The 14,981-nt window shown below is 65.6% G+C and carries 15 protein-coding genes; 5 read left to right on the forward strand and 10 right to left on the reverse strand.

Annotated features, from left to right (window positions below; translation table 11 throughout):
* Window positions 1-19: 19 nt before the first annotated feature.
* From mmsB to CXY91_RS10725, 5 genes are all read right to left on the reverse strand, one after another.
* Entirely contained in the window at window positions 20-943 is a 924-nt protein-coding gene (gene mmsB, locus CXY91_RS10705) for a 3-hydroxyisobutyrate dehydrogenase (protein WP_158673361.1), read from the reverse strand.
* Window positions 944-1,041: 98 nt separating this feature from the next.
* Window positions 1,042-2,196, reverse strand: coding sequence for an isobutyryl-CoA dehydrogenase (locus CXY91_RS10710; protein ID WP_100961173.1), 1,155 nt, complete (start codon window positions 2,194-2,196; stop codon window positions 1,042-1,044).
* Window positions 2,193-2,624, reverse strand: a complete 432-nt coding sequence (locus CXY91_RS10715) for a type II toxin-antitoxin system VapC family toxin (RefSeq protein ID WP_158673362.1) — start codon at window positions 2,622-2,624, stop codon at window positions 2,193-2,195. The genes CXY91_RS10710 and CXY91_RS10715 overlap by 4 nt, the downstream gene beginning before the upstream one ends.
* On the reverse strand, window positions 2,599-2,847 hold the full coding sequence (locus CXY91_RS10720) for a FitA-like ribbon-helix-helix domain-containing protein (protein ID WP_091834031.1): 249 nt from the start codon (window positions 2,845-2,847) through the stop codon (window positions 2,599-2,601). Before CXY91_RS10720 ends, CXY91_RS10715 begins: the two co-directional genes overlap by 26 nt.
* Before the next feature lie 49 nt (window positions 2,848-2,896).
* Entirely contained in the window at window positions 2,897-4,393 is a 1,497-nt protein-coding gene (locus CXY91_RS10725; protein WP_100961177.1) for a CoA-acylating methylmalonate-semialdehyde dehydrogenase, read from the reverse strand.
* A gap of 121 nt (window positions 4,394-4,514) precedes the next feature.
* Between CXY91_RS10725 and CXY91_RS10730 the strand changes: the two genes are divergently transcribed.
* The gene (locus CXY91_RS10730; RefSeq protein ID WP_091834038.1) at window positions 4,515-5,453 is read left to right on the forward strand and encodes a LysR family transcriptional regulator; all 939 of its coding nucleotides are present in this window, start codon (window positions 4,515-4,517) and stop codon (window positions 5,451-5,453) included.
* 10 nt (window positions 5,454-5,463) lie between these two features.
* On the opposite strand, the gene CXY91_RS10735 is transcribed toward CXY91_RS10730, so the two are convergent.
* From CXY91_RS10735 to CXY91_RS10745, 3 genes are all read right to left on the reverse strand, one after another.
* The gene (locus CXY91_RS10735; protein ID WP_100961179.1) at window positions 5,464-6,768 is read right to left on the reverse strand and encodes a diguanylate cyclase; all 1,305 of its coding nucleotides are present in this window, start codon (window positions 6,766-6,768) and stop codon (window positions 5,464-5,466) included.
* 184 nt (window positions 6,769-6,952) lie between these two features.
* Window positions 6,953-8,698: an ABC transporter permease gene (locus CXY91_RS10740; RefSeq protein ID WP_100961181.1), complete on the reverse strand. Its 1,746-nt coding sequence runs from the start codon at window positions 8,696-8,698 to the stop codon at window positions 6,953-6,955.
* A 33-nt stretch (window positions 8,699-8,731) separates the two neighbouring features.
* A complete protein-coding gene (locus CXY91_RS10745; RefSeq protein WP_100961183.1) occupies window positions 8,732-9,718 on the reverse strand; it encodes an ABC transporter substrate-binding protein in 987 nt (328 codons plus the stop codon).
* Window positions 9,719-10,028: 310 nt separating this feature from the next.
* Between CXY91_RS10745 and CXY91_RS10750 the strand changes: the two genes are divergently transcribed.
* Window positions 10,029-11,399, forward strand: a complete 1,371-nt coding sequence (locus tag CXY91_RS10750) for an ABC transporter substrate-binding protein (protein WP_442896500.1) — start codon at window positions 10,029-10,031, stop codon at window positions 11,397-11,399.
* On the opposite strand, the gene CXY91_RS30565 is transcribed toward CXY91_RS10750, so the two are convergent.
* A complete protein-coding gene (locus tag CXY91_RS30565) occupies window positions 11,380-11,598 on the reverse strand; it encodes a hypothetical protein (RefSeq protein WP_199777436.1) in 219 nt (72 codons plus the stop codon). The genes CXY91_RS10750 and CXY91_RS30565 overlap by 20 nt on opposite strands.
* On the opposite strand from CXY91_RS30565, the gene CXY91_RS10755 reads away from it, so the two are divergent.
* The 3 genes from CXY91_RS10755 (at window position 11,507) to tal (ending at window position 14,342) form a co-directional block, all read left to right on the forward strand.
* On the forward strand, window positions 11,507-12,394 hold the full coding sequence (locus tag CXY91_RS10755; protein ID WP_091834056.1) for a carbohydrate ABC transporter permease: 888 nt from the start codon (window positions 11,507-11,509) through the stop codon (window positions 12,392-12,394). The two genes, CXY91_RS30565 and CXY91_RS10755, sit on opposite strands and share 92 nt — an antisense overlap.
* Window positions 12,394-13,230 carry a carbohydrate ABC transporter permease gene (locus tag CXY91_RS10760; protein WP_244543815.1) on the forward strand — a complete coding sequence of 279 codons (837 nt, stop codon included), beginning with the start codon at window positions 12,394-12,396 and terminating at the stop codon, window positions 13,228-13,230. Before CXY91_RS10755 ends, CXY91_RS10760 begins: the two co-directional genes overlap by 1 nt.
* Before the next feature lie 128 nt (window positions 13,231-13,358).
* The gene (tal, locus tag CXY91_RS10765) at window positions 13,359-14,342 is read left to right on the forward strand and encodes a transaldolase (protein ID WP_100961188.1); all 984 of its coding nucleotides are present in this window, start codon (window positions 13,359-13,361) and stop codon (window positions 14,340-14,342) included.
* 64 nt (window positions 14,343-14,406) lie between these two features.
* Here tal and CXY91_RS10770 read toward each other — a convergent pair whose 3' ends face one another.
* A complete protein-coding gene (locus CXY91_RS10770) occupies window positions 14,407-14,916 on the reverse strand; it encodes a hypothetical protein (RefSeq protein ID WP_091834064.1) in 510 nt (169 codons plus the stop codon).
* Window positions 14,917-14,981 lie beyond the last annotated feature (65 nt).

The raw sequence follows: 14,981 nt of genomic DNA on the forward strand, positions 1-14,981 counted from the left end.
CCGGCAGCGCGACGCCGGCTCAGCTGTTTCCGCGCCCACGCAGCAGATGGATGATACCGGAGAAGTCGGTGCCGCCTTCGCCCCAGGCATTGTGCAGGCCGTAGACCTGCGCGGCCGCCGAGCCCAGCGGCGTCGAGGCGCCGGCGGCCTGCGCCGCCTCCTGGGCGAGCTTCAGATCCTTCAGCATCAGCGCCGAGGCGAAGCCGGGCTTGTAGTCGTTGTTGGCCGGGGAGGTCGGCACCGGGCCGGGCACCGGGCAATAGGTCGTCAGCGACCAGCACTGGCCGGACGAGGTCGAGGCGACGTCGAACAGCGCCTGATGCGACAGGCCGAGCTTCTCGGCCAGCACGAAGGCCTCGGAGACGCCGATCATCGAGATGCCGAGGATCATGTTGTTGCAGATCTTCGCCGCCTGGCCGTTGCCGGCGTCGCCGCAATGCACGACCTTCTTGCCCATCGCGGACAGGATCGGCTCGCCGCGCTTGAAGGCATCGGCACTGCCGCCGACCATGAAGGTCAACGTCGCGCCCTGGGCGCCGCCAACGCCGCCCGAGACCGGCGCGTCGAGCGAAAGGCAGCCGCACTCGGCGGCGAGCGCATGCGCCTTGCGGGCGCTCTCGACGTCGATGGTCGAGGAATCGATCAGGAGGGTGCCCGGCTTCACGGCGGGCAGGATGTCGGCCCAGACACCCAGCACATGCTTGCCGGCCGGCAGCATGGTGACCACGATCTCGGCATCCGCGACCGCCTCCTTCGCCGAGCCGGCGATGCCGACGCCAAGCGCCGCGGCGGCGTCCTTGGAAGGCTGCGACAGGTCGAAGGCGGAGACCTTGTGCCCGGCCTTGACCAGGTTGCCGGCCATCGGCCCGCCCATATTGCCGAGCCCGATGAAGGCGATGGTGCTCATTGTCGTTCTCTCCAGCCTGTATTCTCGGGTCGTCATCCCGGCCGCAGCGAAGCGGAGACCCGGGATCCATGCCTGAACCGTTCCGGAATGGATCCCGGGCCGGACCTACGTCCGCCCGGGATCACCTGCGTTTGTTAGTTCCCCTTGGCCCGCCCGACCAGCGAGCGCGCCACGATCATCCGCATCACCTCGTTGGTCCCTTCCAGAATCTGGTGGACCCTGAGGTCTCGGACGATCTTCTCGATGCCGTAGTCGGCGAGATAGCCGTAGCCGCCATGGATCTGCAGCGCCTGGTTGGCGACCTCGAAGCCGGTATCGGTCGCGACGCGCTTGGCCATGGCGCAGAGCTTGCTCGCATCCGGTGTCTTGGCGTCGAGCGCCGCCGCGGCGCGCCAGAGGAAGGTCCGCGCCGCCTCGAGCTCGATCGCCATGTCGGCGAGCTTGAACTGCAAGGCCTGGAAGTCGGCGATGCGTGAGCCGAAGGCCTTGCGCTCCTGCGCATAGGCCAGCGCCTTGTCGAGCGCGCCTTGCGCCCCGCCGATCGAGCAGGCGCCGATATTGAGCCGCCCACCATCGAGCCCGGCCATGGCGATCTTGAAGCCGATGCCTTCCGGGCCGATCCGGTTGGCGACAGGCACGCGGCAGTTCTCGAAGATCACGGCGCGTGTCGGCTGGGCGTTCCAGCCCATCTTCTTCTCGTTGGCGCCGAAGGAGAGGCCGGGTGTGCCCTTCTCGACGACGATGGTCGAGATGCCGGAGGGGCCTGCCTCGCCGGTGCGGACCATCACGACATAGACGTCGGAGACACCGGCACCGGAGATGAACTGCTTCTGGCCGTCGAGGACATAGTGGTCGCCGTCGAGCACGGCCTTGGTCTTCAGCGCGGCGGCGTCCGAGCCGGCGCCCGGCTCGGTCAGGCAGTAGCTCGCGAGATGCTCCATGCTGCAGAGCTTCGGCAGGAACTTGTGGCGCTGCTCTTCCGACCCGTAGCGGTCGATCATCCAGGCGCACATGTTGTGGATCGAGATATAGGCGGCGACCGTCGGGCAGCCGGTCGACAGCGCCTCGAAGATCACCGCCGCGTCGAGGCGCGACAGGCCGGAACCGCCGACATCGTCGCGGATGTAGATGCCGCCCATGCCGAGCGCAGCCGCCTGGCGCATCTCCTCGACCGGGAAATGCTTCTCCTCGTCCCAGCGCACGGCGTGCGGCGCCAGGGTTTCGGCAGCGAAACCCTGGGCCATGTCGCGGATCGCGATCTGGTCTTCGGTGAGGGAGAAAGCGGTCATGGCTTCCAGTCCGCGAGATGGATGATGCGATCCGCGTGGGCGGTCGCCGAGAATTTTCGTAGCATGCGCTCGTCGGCCGTGATCAAGTAGGAATCGATGTGGCGTGCCAGCGCGATATAGAAACAATCATAGGCCGAATGGTCGAATTCCAACGCCATCGTCCACGCTATGTCAGTCAGATCTCCCAGCGGGAAATAACCTGCCATCAGGCGATCGATCGTCGCGACCATTGCTTTGACCTGCTCTAGGCTCAGCTCGCCTTTTCGACGGTAGACCAGCGCCGTATTTCTAACCTCGGCAATAAACAGATCGGGAGCAACTAACGGCAGATCGGTCGCTGGAAGCGGATAGATCGCTGCGCCAGGTGAGGCGGGAATGAACCAGCGAAGGGCTGCGCTTGCATCAACGACGATCATCGCGCCGGTCACGCTCGTCGCGAATGATGTCTTCGGGTGGGGTCACCATTCGCAACTGGCCGTGCTTCTCATGAAACTCGGCCAGCAAGGCGATCTTTTCGCTGCCAGTCAGCGGCGCAGCCGCGCGCAACGTGTCGCGCGCGAAGGTTTCGAGAGAAACACCGGCCAAGCGAGCCTTGACCTTGAGGCCAGCGATTGTCTCGTCGTCGATGTTGCGGACAAGCATCTGGCCCATAGGCTTCTCCTTATGATATCATAAATGATAGCACGATTGCTCTTGCCGCTCAACCCATCGTCGGGATGACGAAGCTGGCGCCGTCCTTGATGCCGGACGGCCAGCGCGCCGTCACCGTCTTGGTCTTGGTGTAGAAGCGGATCGAATCCGGGCCATGCTGGTTGAGATCGCCGAAGGAGGAGCGCTTCCAGCCGCCGAAGGTATAGTAGGCCAGCGGCACCGGGATCGGCACGTTGATGCCGACCATTCCGACCTGGACCTTCGAGGCGAAGTCGCGGGCGGCGTCGCCGTCGCGGGTGTAGATCGCGGTGCCGTTGCCGTATTCGTGGTCGTTGGTCAGCTTCAGCGCCTCGTCATAGCTCTCGGTGCGCAGCACGGAGAGGACGGGTCCGAAGATCTCCTCCTTGTAGATGCGCATGTCCTTGGTGACGTTGTCGAACAGGCAGCCGCCGACATAGAAGCCGTTCTCGTAGCCCTGCATCTTGAAGTCGCGGCCGTCGACGACGAGCTTGGCGCCTTCCTGGATGCCGATGTCGACATAGGATTTGATCTTCTCCATCGCCGCCTTGGTTACGACCGGGCCGTAATCGGCCGAGGTGTCGGTCGAGGGGCCGATCTTCAGGCTCTCGACGCGGGGAATGAGCCGCTTGACCAGCTCGTCCGCGGTGGCCTTGCCGACCGGGACGGCGACCGAGATTGCCATGCAACGCTCGCCGGCCGAGCCGTAGCCGGCGCCGATCAGCGCGTCGACGGCCTGGTCCATGTCGGCGTCGGGCATGATGATCATGTGGTTCTTGGCGCCGCCGAAGCACTGCACGCGCTTACCATTGGCGCAGCCGCGAGCGTAGATGTACTCGGCGATCGGCGTCGAGCCGACGAAGCCGACGGCCTTGATGTCGTGGTCGTCGAGGATGGCGTCGACCGCTTCCTTGTCGCCGTTGACGACATTGAGGATGCCGGGAGGGCCGCCGGCCTCGATGAACAGCTCGGCGAGGCGCATCGGCACGCCGGGATCGCGCTCGGACGGCTTCAGGATGAAGGCGTTGCCGCAGGCGATGGCGGGGCCGAGCTTCCAGAGCGGGATCATCGCCGGGAAGTTGAACGGGGTGATGCCGGCGACGACGCCGAGCGGCTGGCGCAGCGAGTAGATGTCGATTCCGGGGCCGGCGCCGTCGGTGAACTCGCCCTTCATCAGGTTGGGCACGCCGAGCGAGAACTCGATCACCTCGACGCCGCGCTGGATGTCGCCCTTGGCGTCGGGGATGGTCTTGCCGTGCTCGCGGGCGAGCAGTTCGGCGAGCTCGTCATTGTTCTGCGCGATCAGGTCGAGGAACTTCATCAGCACGCGGGCGCGGCGCTGCGGATTGACCGCCGCCCATTTCGGCTGGGCCTCGGCGGCGTTCTCGACCGCGACGCGCATCTCGGCGGCGGAGGCGAGCGCAACCTTGCCGATCACCGAGCCGTCCATCGGCTGGTAGACGTCGGCCGTGCGGCCCGAGGTGCCAGCGACGTGCTTGCCGCCGATGAAGTGACCGATCTGACGCATGGCATCCTCCCCTAAAGTCGTGTGACGCTGATTTGAGCTACCCCTATCATTATCGTTTGCGCACGGCTATAGGCGGATATCGGCGGGCGTCGTGCAAAAAAGCAGATACGGGAGGAGCGCCATGGAACGGTTCGACTGGGACGACCTGCGTTTCTTCCTTGCCGTCGCCCGCTCGGGCCGGCTCACCGCGGCGGCGCGCCGTCTTGGCGCGGACCACGCCACCGTCTCGCGCCGCATCACCTCGCTGGAGGAATCGCTCAAGGCCAAGCTGTTCGAGCGCCGCCCGCAGGGCTATGCGCTGACCGGCCATGGCGAGCAGTTGCTGGCGAAAGCCGAAAGCATGGAAACCGAGGCGCTGGCGATCCAGAGCGAGATCGGCGGCGCCGACATGGCGCTCTCCGGCACGGTCCGGATCGGCGCGCCCGATGGTTTCGGCTCGACCTTCCTCGCCTCGCGTTTCGCCGGTCTCGCCAAGTCCTATCCCGGGCTGGAGCTGCAGCTCATCGCGATGCCGCGCCTGCTCTCATTGTCGAAGCGCGAGGCGGATGTCGCCATCACGCTGGCCCCCCCTAAGGAGGGCAAGGTCGTCGCCCGCAAGCTCTGCGACTACCGGCTCGGCCTTTACGCCGCGCAGAACTATCTCGACGCCATGCCGAAGATCACGGCAGCCGAGGATCTCTTCGGCCATCGCATCGTCGGCTATATCGACGACCTGATCTTCACGCCTGAGCTCGACTATCTCGACGAGGTCGCCAAGGGCTTGCGGGCCCATATCCAGAGCTCCAGCGTGCTGGCGCAGATGAACGCCGTCGCGGCCGGCGCCGGCATCGGCGTGATCCACCATTTCATGGCGGTCGACGAACCCAGGCTGGTGCCGGTGCTGCCCGAGAGCGTGTCGATCACGCGCTCGTTCTGGCTGCTCGTCCATGCCGACCTCAAGGACGTGGCCCGGGTGCGGGCGGTCGTCGACTTCATCGTGCGCGAGTCGAAGGCTAGCCGCGCCTTGTTGATGGGCGAGCTGGCGGCAGCCGGCGGCGCGCGCCTCGCCGCGGCAAGCTGACGCTGCGTGCTCAGCCCGCGAGGCGCACGCAGTTGCGTCCCTCGCGCTTGGCCGCATAGAGCGCCCGGTCCGCGGCGATCAGCTGCTGGTCGAAATTGCCGGCACCATCGATCTCTGCAACGCCGATCGACGCCGTCAGCGTGACCTGCTGACCGCCCACGGTCAGGGTCTCGTGCGAGACGTCGAGCCGGATGTGGTCGCTGAGCCGCATCGCCGCCTTGGCGTCGACACCAGGGAACAGGATGGCGAATTCCTCGCCGCCGATGCGGGCGAGCAGATGGCCGCTGCCTTCCACCGACTGGGCGAGGCAGCGCGCCACATTGGCGAGCGCCCGGTCGCCGAAATCATGACCGTGGCTGTCGTTCAACTGCTTGAAGTCGTCGATATCGAGGATGGCGACGGCGCTCTTGCGCTTCTTCCCCTGCGCCTCCTCGATCAGCCTGCCGGCGTTGGCGAAGAAATGGCGGCGATTGAACAGCCCGGTCAAAGCATCGCGGGAGGCGAGGCTATGGAGCTGCTCGAGCTGTTCGAGCGTCTCGACATTGCTCGCGATCCGGCATTGCAGCTCTTCCGGGATGAAGGGCATCGAGATGAAGTCGTTGGCGCCGGCCTTGAGGAAGCCGACCGAGACCATGCGGTCGCTCGACGAGGAGACGCCGATCAGGCGCAGCCGGTCGGAGGCGAACTCGCGGCGGATGCGCCGCGTCAGCTCGTAACCATCCATGTCGGGCATGTAATAGTCGCTGACGACGAGCTTGATGTCGGGATCGTCCTTGAGAACGGCCAGCGCCTCGTCCCCGGAGGCGACCTCGATCACCTCGTATTGCTGGACCTTCAGCATATGGGCGAGCAGCTTGCGCGTTGCCGATGTGTCGTCGACGACGAGGATGCGGGTCTGGCGGTTGCCGAGCGCACGCCTGGCGGTCCCGACCACTGTCTCGAGCGTGAAGGCGCTGTCCTTCGGGACGTAATCGATGACGTCGCGCTCCATGATCCGGTTGCGCGTCTCGATGTCGAAGCTGGCGGTGTGGACGATGGTCGGGATTCCGCGCTGGACGGTGAAGTCGATGGCTTCGCCGCGTGGCGCGTCGGGAAGGTTGAGGTCGACCACGGCCAGGGTGAAGGCGGCGCGATCCTCGGTGACGACCTCGTGCAATTCGTTGAGCGACTGGCAAACGACGATGGGCAGCTGAAGCTCGGTCTCGAGGCGGCGCGAGAGCGCCAGCGCGTAGGTCCGAGAATCCTCGACGAGAAGGACCTTGAGCTCCTCAGTGATGGGTTCGCTCTCGCGGCGTCCAGTTGCGCGATAGGCCATTGAGCTCACGAGTCCCTGGTCGGTGCCAGCAGGGTTTGCGGCAGGTTTCGAGCTCTGCTCTGCGATGAAAAGGCGAACTCCATGCGGCAGACCTTCCTGCCGCAACGTTAATTTGGGTTTAACCAGCACCCTGTCGCCCGGGGGTGATAGGGGGTGCTTATCGGTGTTGCGGGAGTGCTGCAGTTCAGATCCGCCAGGGCAGGATGTTGGCCGGCAATTTGCGGCCGAGCGCGTCGAGCCCGAGCATGACCGCGAGGATCACCGCGCAGGCGCTGATCGCCACCGCCGCTGCCTCGCCGGCGAGCCCGGCTTCCTTCAGGCTGAACAGCACGACGCCGAGCGTCTCGGTGCCGGAGGACCAGAGCAGGGCCGAGACGGTGAGTTCGTTGAAGGCGACGAGGAAGACCATCAGCCCGCTCACGGCGGCTGCCGGCGCCAGGATCGGGGCGACGATGAAGCGCAGCATCTGCCAGAGCGTCACGCCGTCCAGCTTCGCGGCTTCCTCGTGATACGCCTCGATCTGCGCCATCGCCGCGACCGGGGCCTTCAGCGCCAGCGGCAGGAAGCGTGCGACATAGGCGAACAGGATGATGAAGGGCGTGGCGTAGATGCTGACGCCGATCAGCGGCAGCGGCTTCAGGAACATCAGGATGCAGGCGATGGCCAGCACGACGCCGGGCAGGGCATAGGGCAGCTCGATCACCACCTCGACCACGCGCCGGAGCTTGCCCATGCGCCGCTCCAGTCCATAGGCGAAGGCGATCGAGAGGAGGGCCAGCAACACCGCGGCCGAGCCTGCAAAGAAGAAGGAGTTGCGGAAGGCGCGCACCGTCACGTCTTGCCGCAGCAGCACCTCGGCGAACTTGTCGAAGGTGAGGTTCTGCCAGGTCAGCGCGACGCCGAGCGCTGGCGTCAGCGCCTCGCCGAGCAGTGCCAGCAGCGGCAGGCCGAGCTTGAGCGCGATCAGCAGCCAGAGACCGGCGGCTACGAAGGGACGCGCGGCTCCCAGCTGCCAGAAAGGTTGCAGCGGCCGTTCGATCTCGACCTTGCCGCCGCCGCGCCGGGTTGCGAGCAGGCCGGCGACGATGCCGAGGCCGGCGACGAGCACGACCAGCAGCGAGAGCGCGGCTGCGTCCGGCAGCCCGGCCGGGCCGAAGCTCGACAGCCGGCGATAGATCAGCGTCGGCAGCGTGAGGTAGTTCACCGGCAGGCCAAGCAAAGCCGGGATGCCGAAATTGCCGATGCCGGCGACGAAGGCGAGCAGGGCCGCGGCCATGATCTGCGGCCGTAGCACCGGCAAAAGGATGCGCGCGACGATGGTGGCGGGCGCCGCCCCCTCCATCTGCGCGGCCTCGACCAGCGTATGCGGCACGCTGCGCAGGCCCGTCCAGAGCGTGATGGCGACCAGCGGCGCATGATGCAGGGCCATCACCAGGATGATGCCGCCGCGTCCCAGCAGCGGATTGGGCGTGCCCGGCGCCGGCGCCAGCCCGAGTATGCCCAGCAGGGCCGAGTTTGGCGCGAACAGGCTGAGGAAGGCCAGCGCCGCAACCTGCGGCGCGACCATCATCGAGAAGACCAGCGCGAAGGCGAGCGGGCGCTTGCCGCGGACATCTGTGACGGCGAGCAGGATCGCCGCCATTCCGCCGATCAGCAAAGCACCGAGCGCTGAAAGCCCGGCCGTCTCGAAGGTGTGCAGGGTCGCGTTGACCGCGGCGCGGCTGGAGATCTCGGCCAGGGCCGCTTCGGGTGCGAACTGCCAGCCCGGCGCGAAGGCGGCGACGAGCAGCCGCAGGAAGGGCAGGGCGCCGAACAGGGTCGCGCAGAGCAGCACCAGCGCCGGCAGGCCGAGGCCGGCCGGCCAAGCGAGGCCGGGCAGGACCGGGCGGATGCCGGTCGGCCTCAGCTCGGCGGGGGCTGCGAGCGTCATCGTGTCGGCGCCTGGGGCTGGATTCCGTCGGGCTCAGCCTTCGAAGATCGCGCTGAAGCGCTTGCGGGCGGCCGGCTCGTCGGCCAGCGCCTTGGCTGCGTCGAAAGGCATCAGCTTGATCGCGCCGCGGGCCGGGTAGCCGGCCGGCAGGGCGACATCCGGATGGGCCGAGACATAGCCCTGCTTCAGCGCCAGCTCCTGGCCGTCCTTGGAGATCAGGAAATCGACCAGAGCCTTGGCGGCCTCGGGATTCTTGCTGCTCTTCAGGATCGCGACCGGCTCGCTCACCGCCGAGACGCCTTCCTTCGGGAAGACGAATTCGACCGGCGCGCCCTTGGCTTTCTCGCGGATCGGCATGAAGTCGACAATCATGCCGTAGAGCTTCTCGCCGGTGGCGACCTGGCGCAGGATGTCGCCATTGGCGCCGGCGGCGAGCGTGCCGTTCTCCTTCAGCTTCTCGTAGAAGCTCCAGCCGCCGGGCAGGTTGCCGGTCAGCGTGATCGTGTGGATCATCGCGGCGCCCGAATTCAGCGGGCTCGGCATGGCGAGCTGGTTCTTGGCCTCCGGCTTGGCGAGGTCGAGCCAGCTCTCCGGCTTCAGCGCCGCCTTGGTGTTGTAGACGATGCCAGTGGTGATCAGCTTGGTCGCGAACCACATCTTCGCGGGGTCGTGCACGCCGGCCGGGAAGGCCGAGACATCGGCCTTGTCATGGGCGAGCAGGCGGCCTTCCTTCTTCAGGCCCTCCATGGTCACGGCATCGGCGATCAGCAGCACGTCGGCCTGCGGCGCGCCGGCCTCGATCTCGGCCCGGAGCTTGGCCATCACGCGCGGCGTGCCATCGCGCACGAAGCTGACCTCGACCTTGGGATACTTCGCCTTGAAGGCGTCGATCGTCTGCTGGGCGTCGGTGTTGGGCTGGCTCGTATAGAGCACGAGCTTGCCTTCGACCGCGCCGGCGGTGTCGATCGCCGGCAGGGCCAGGCCGAGCGCAAGGACGGCGGTGATTGCGAGGGCGCGCATATGAAACTCCGCAGGTCTGCCGCGCGGCGAGAGCGCGCGAACGTCAGGACATGGATCGTGCGGCGCGGGGTAAGCCGCGCGCATGACACATCAGTGACATCGTCCTCTTTGACGCGGCCGGGCTGCGCCGTCAAAGCTGATTCACGTCGGTGCGGCAGAAGGGAACGAGGACAGGTGCGATCGAACATCGCATGAAAATCGTGCAACCCAGCCGCTTGTGAGTTGCATGGCTCATCGACTAGTGTTTATGAGGGCTAGGGCACAAAAAGCTCAATCTAAACGTTTTAAATGGGAGGATACCATGAAATTCGTGCGTTCTCTGGCTGCTGGTGCAGCCTTGGCCGCAATCGCCGCCGGCTGGTCCGGAGCGGCGCTTGCCCAGGAGACGGTGACCGTCTGGTTCACCAAGGGCTTCTACAAGGGCGAGGACGACGCGCTGCTCGCCGTCGTAGACAAGTTCCAGAAGGCGACCGGCGTCAAGGTCGATCTCTCCCTTTATGCCACCGAGGACTGCGTCACCAAGTCGGTGGGCGCGGTCCAGGCGGGCACGCCGCCCGATGTCGGCTTCTGCACGACCTACGATTTCCGCACCACCGGGCAGTGGGCCTTCGAGGGCAAGCTTGAGGACGTCACCGACGTGCTGGAGCCGATCAAGGCGCAGATCCAGCCGCAGGCGCTGGCGACGACCTTCCTGATGAACGACAAGACCAAGAAGAAGGCCTACTACGCCTTCCCGGTCCAGCAGCAGATGATGCACATCACCTACTGGAAAGACATGCTGGAAGAGGCCGGCTTCAAGGAAAGCGATATCCCGAAAGGCTGGGATGGTTATTGGGACTTCTGGTGCGACAAGGTCCAGGGCGCGCTGCGCGCCAAGGGCAAGCGCATCTATGCCGTCGGCCATCCGATGGGCGTCGCCGCTTCCGACACCTTCTATTCCTTTCTGACCTTCGCCAACGCCCACAACGCCAAGGTCGTCGACGAGGACGGCAAGATCGTGCTCGACCAGCCGGCCAACAAGGCTGCGATGGTCAAGGCGGTAAAGGACTACGCCAACATCTCCCAGCGCGGCTGCACGCCGCCCTCCTCGGTAAACTGGCTCGACCCCGACAACAACGTCGCCTTCCACAACCGCACGACGGTGCTGACCCACAACGCCACGATCTCGATCGCGGCCAAGCACCTCGACGACATGAACAACCAGGCGCTCACCCAGGAGCAGCGCGACCAGGCCAAGAAGAACTATTACGACAACATCCGCACGGCCGAGTTCCCGAACAAGCCTGACGGCTCGCCGATGACCAACCTCGCCGCGGTCAAGACGGCAGTCGTCTTCGCCGATGGCAAGAACAAGAAGCGCGGCAAGGAATTCATGGCCTTCATGATGAAGGACGAGAACCTGCGTCCCTTCGTCGAGGGCTCGGTTGGCCGCTGGTTCCCGACCACGGTCGAGGCCGCCAAGGCCGAGTTCTGGACGGGTGCGGACCCGCACCGCAAGATCGTCTACAAGCAGTACACGGATGGCACCACGCCGTTCCAGTTCGTCTACAACTACAAGTTCACCACGGTGAACGCCGAGAACGTCTGGGCCAAGGCGGTCAACCGCGTGCTGGTCGACAAGGTCACGCCGGAGCAGGCGGTCGACGAGATGATCGCCCGCATCAAGCAGATCGCCGGCTGACGCCGGCATAAGGCAAGCCGACAAACAGGGCATCCCGCAGCGCAACCTCGCCGCGGGATGCCGACCCGTCTTCGACGGCGGGGCGCGTATCGAGGGAGAACACCAGAATGACCACGGCAGCGATGGCTCCCCCAGCAACCGCTTCGAGCGAAGCAACCTCCGGACAGGCGCGGGACCGCGTGTTCTGGGGCGTGCTCATGCTCGCACCCTATCTTCTCGTCTTCGCTGTGATGGTGGTCTATCCGGTTGCCTACGGCCTCTGGCTCGGCCTCAACTGGCAGTCCTACAAGGCGCTCTTCGCCGATCCGATCTTCATCCGCACGCTGGTCAACACCGTCGTCTTCCTGTTCATCGCGGTGAACCTGAAGTTCATCATCGCGCTGTTCCTCTCGGGCTTCTTCGTCCAGCAGCGCGCATGGGTGCGTTTCATGCTGGTGCTGTTCATCCTGCCCTGGGCGGTGCCTTCGATCCCGACCATCCTGTCCTTCCGGGTGATGCTCAACCCCGAGAACGGCATGATCAACCAGCAGCTTTTCCACTGGTTCGGCATCGTCGAAGGGCCGGGCTGGCTGACCGATCCGACGCTGGCCTTCGCCTCCTCGATCATGGTCCATATCTGGAAGTCACTGCCGTTCTGGACACTGATCCTCGTCACCGGCCGGCTCGCCATCGCGCAGGATCTCTATGAGGCGGCCAGCGTCGACGGCGCCAACAAATGGCAGCAGTTCCGCTTCATCACCTGGCCCTCGCTGGCGACGCTCTACGTCACCTCGACCCTGCTCTCGATGATCTGGACGCTGGGTGACTTCAACAGCGTCTACCTGCTCACCGGCGGTGGTCCTGGCGACCTCAACCACGTGCTGGCGACGCTCGGCATCCGCTACATGCGCAACAACAATCTCGACCTCGGCATCGCCTCGATCATCTGCGCGATGCCGCTGATCCTGCCCATGGTCTGGTTCATGGTGAAGCGACTCTCGAAGGGATCCGAATGATGAAAAAGGTTCTCGACGAGGGCAAGCTGATCCTGATCGCCATTCCCGTGCTGATCTGGACGCTGCTGCCGATCTACCATCTCTTCGTGCTGTCGATCTCGACGCAGGAATCGATGCTCGCCGGCAAGCTCTGGCCGGAAAAGCCGACGCTGCAGAACTTCCAGATCGTCTTCAACCAGCAGCACTACTACCTGACGAACTTCTGGCTGCAGCTGTTCAACAGCTTCATGATCGCGATCGCGACCGGGCTGCTCACCCTGTTCATCGCGACCTGCGCCGCCTTCGCCATCTCGCGGCTGAAGGCGCCGGGCGGCCGCTCGATCATGAACTTCGCGCTGGCGACCTATCTGATTCCGGCCGCCTTCCTCGCCATCCCCATGTACAAGGCGATGGGGACGTTCGGGCTGCTCAACACCCGCGTCGCGCTGATCCTGGCTATGGTGGCGCTGGCTTCGCCCTATGCGATCTGGGTGCTGAAACAGGCCTCCGACAAGCTGCCCAAGGAGCTCGACGAAGCTGCGATCATGGACGGCGCCAACTCGCTGCAGCTCTTCCGGCTGGTCTATCTGCCGCTGATGAAGCCCTCGATGGTGGTGATCGGCATCTACGCGCTGCTGCTCGCCTGGAATGAGTATCTCTACGCCTTCCTGCTGCTCTCCAGCGAAAAGGCGGTGCCGCTCGCGGTCGGCCTCGGTCTCTTCCTCTCGGCCGATGATGCGCCCTGGAACCTCTTGATGACGGCCGGCCTGATCTACGCCATCCCGCCCGCGGTGATCTATTACGGCTTCCGCAAGAACATGGTCACCGGCCTGACCGCGGGTGCGGTGAAGAGCTGACGAAAGCATCGACGAAGCGACCCGGCCGGGGCTGGTGCAGGGCCGGGTTGCTTCGCTTTCGCTCGCAATGACGGTCGGCAGGCGTCATATTGATGGCATGACAGACAGCAACCCATACGGATGACGCGATGACCGCCTCCAAGCTCGACCAGCTCCGCGCCATGACCACCGTGGTCGCCGACACCGGCGACATCGAGGCCGTACGCCGCCTCAAGCCGGTCGACTGCACCACCAATCCGACGTTGCTGCTCAAGGCGGTTGAGACGCCGGCCTATGCCGGTCTCGTCGAGGAGGCGATCGCCTGGGGCAAGCGCCAGGACGGTGCGGGCGCGGTCGAGGCGGTCTGCGACCGGCTGGCCGTCACCTTCGGCACAGAACTGACCAAGATCGTCCCCGGCCGGGTCTCGACCGAGGTCGATGCCGATCTCTCCTTCGACACCGAGGCGACGCTCGCCAAGGCGCGCGCCATCATCGCGGCCTACGAGGAGCGCGGCGTCGGGCGCGAGCGCATCCTGATCAAGATCGCCTCGACCTGGGAGGGCATCCAGGCTGCGCGCGTCTTGCAGGCCGAGGGCATCGACTGCAACCTGACCCTGCTCTTTGCTTTGCCGCAGGCGGTCGCGGCGGCCGATGCCAAGGCGTTCCTGATCTCGCCTTTCGTCGGCCGCATCCTCGACTGGCACGTCAAGGCCGGCGGCGGTCCCTACACCGCGGAGACCGATCCCGGCGTCGTCTCGGTGAAGAGCATCTATGCCTATTACAAGGCCTTCGGGATCAAGACCGTGGTCATGGGCGCCTCCTTCCGCAACATCGGCGAGATCGAGGCACTCGCCGGCTGCGATCGGCTGACGATCGGTCCCGGCCTGCTCGACGAGCTCGCTGGCGCGACCGGCAACCTCCCGCGCAGATTGTCGCCGGCAGCCTCGCCGCAAGTCGGAGCCCCTGACGGCGCGAAGAAGATCACGCTCGACGAGAAGTCCTTCCGCTTCGCCATGAACGAGGATGCGATGGCGACCGAGAAGCTCGCCGAGGGCATTCGCGGCTTCGTCAAGGACCTGCGCAGCCTGCGCAAGCTCGTCGCCGCCAAGCTCGACGAGGCGAAGGCGGCGTGAGCCCGACGGATTGGGCGAAGATCGCCGTCGTCACCGGTGGCACCAGGGACATCGGCCGCGCGACTTACTGAAGCTGGGAGACGGCGGTCGCGGCCGGCTGGGCAGGCGCTGCCGGGGTGGTGGAGGAGCCGCCGAAATAAGCGCGTCCACCGGCTGCCGCCTGCAGCAGATGCTGCTGTCCCTTGGGGAGTTTCCTGCTGTCGACGAGTGCCGTGAAGGCGGCCGGCCTATGCTGGGAGGTGCTTCGGCCGTCGAAGACGACGACGCCGGAACGTGTCACGACGATGTCGCCTTTGCGCAGTGTCGGGTCGTTCAGATACCAGTAGGGATCGCTCGCCGCATCGAGCTTGACGGCGGGCTCGGGCGGCTTAGTCGTCGTCGCCGCAGCGCGCGGCTTCTGCCGCTTCGGCTGCACGGTCATCTCGAAAGGGTCGGCGATTGCCGCCGGTGGCGTCGGGCGAGCCCCGAAAACGCGGGCCAGATCGTCAAAGAAGCCGGCAGCCTTGGCCGGCGCCGTCACGGATAGTCCGATCGCGCCCGCGATAGCCATCGTCAGAGCCAGTTGCCGTGCCATTGTCCTTCTCCGTTGCTCGCCTGTCTCCAACGAGGTGCGGGCCAGAAAGTTCAATGGCGTCGTCA

Origin of the sequence: Allobosea sp. FBZP-16 (assembly GCF_002831785.1) — a bacterium.
GTDB classification, from domain to species: Bacteria; Pseudomonadota; Alphaproteobacteria; order Rhizobiales; family Beijerinckiaceae; genus Allobosea; species Allobosea lupini.

What these genes read in the sequence shown, in the direction of transcription:
- CXY91_RS10740 (WP_100961181.1), bottom strand. Translation starts at nt 8,698, where the DNA reads ATGACGCTCGCAGCCCCCGCCGAGCTGAGGCCGACCGGCATCCGCCCG.
- CXY91_RS10735 (WP_100961179.1), bottom strand. Translation starts at nt 6,768, where the DNA reads ATGGCCTATCGCGCAACTGGACGCCGCGAGAGCGAACCCATCACTGAG.
- tal (WP_100961188.1), top strand. Translation starts at nt 13,359, where the DNA reads ATGACCGCCTCCAAGCTCGACCAGCTCCGCGCCATGACCACCGTGGTC.
- CXY91_RS10725 (WP_100961177.1), bottom strand. Translation starts at nt 4,393, where the DNA reads ATGCGTCAGATCGGTCACTTCATCGGCGGCAAGCACGTCGCTGGCACC.
- CXY91_RS10755 (WP_091834056.1), top strand. Translation starts at nt 11,507, where the DNA reads ATGACCACGGCAGCGATGGCTCCCCCAGCAACCGCTTCGAGCGAAGCA.
- CXY91_RS10770 (WP_091834064.1), bottom strand. Translation starts at nt 14,916, where the DNA reads ATGGCACGGCAACTGGCTCTGACGATGGCTATCGCGGGCGCGATCGGA.
- CXY91_RS30565 (WP_199777436.1), bottom strand. Translation starts at nt 11,598, where the DNA reads ATGAGCACGCCCCAGAACACGCGGTCCCGCGCCTGTCCGGAGGTTGCT.
- CXY91_RS10760 (WP_244543815.1), top strand. Translation starts at nt 12,394, where the DNA reads ATGAAAAAGGTTCTCGACGAGGGCAAGCTGATCCTGATCGCCATTCCC.
- CXY91_RS10710 (WP_100961173.1), bottom strand. Translation starts at nt 2,196, where the DNA reads ATGACCGCTTTCTCCCTCACCGAAGACCAGATCGCGATCCGCGACATG.
- CXY91_RS10745 (WP_100961183.1), bottom strand. Translation starts at nt 9,718, where the DNA reads ATGCGCGCCCTCGCAATCACCGCCGTCCTTGCGCTCGGCCTGGCCCTG.
- CXY91_RS10730 (WP_091834038.1), top strand. Translation starts at nt 4,515, where the DNA reads ATGGAACGGTTCGACTGGGACGACCTGCGTTTCTTCCTTGCCGTCGCC.
- mmsB (WP_158673361.1), bottom strand. Translation starts at nt 943, where the DNA reads ATGACGACCCGAGAATACAGGCTGGAGAGAACGACAATGAGCACCATC.
- CXY91_RS10720 (WP_091834031.1), bottom strand. Translation starts at nt 2,847, where the DNA reads ATGGGCCAGATGCTTGTCCGCAACATCGACGACGAGACAATCGCTGGC.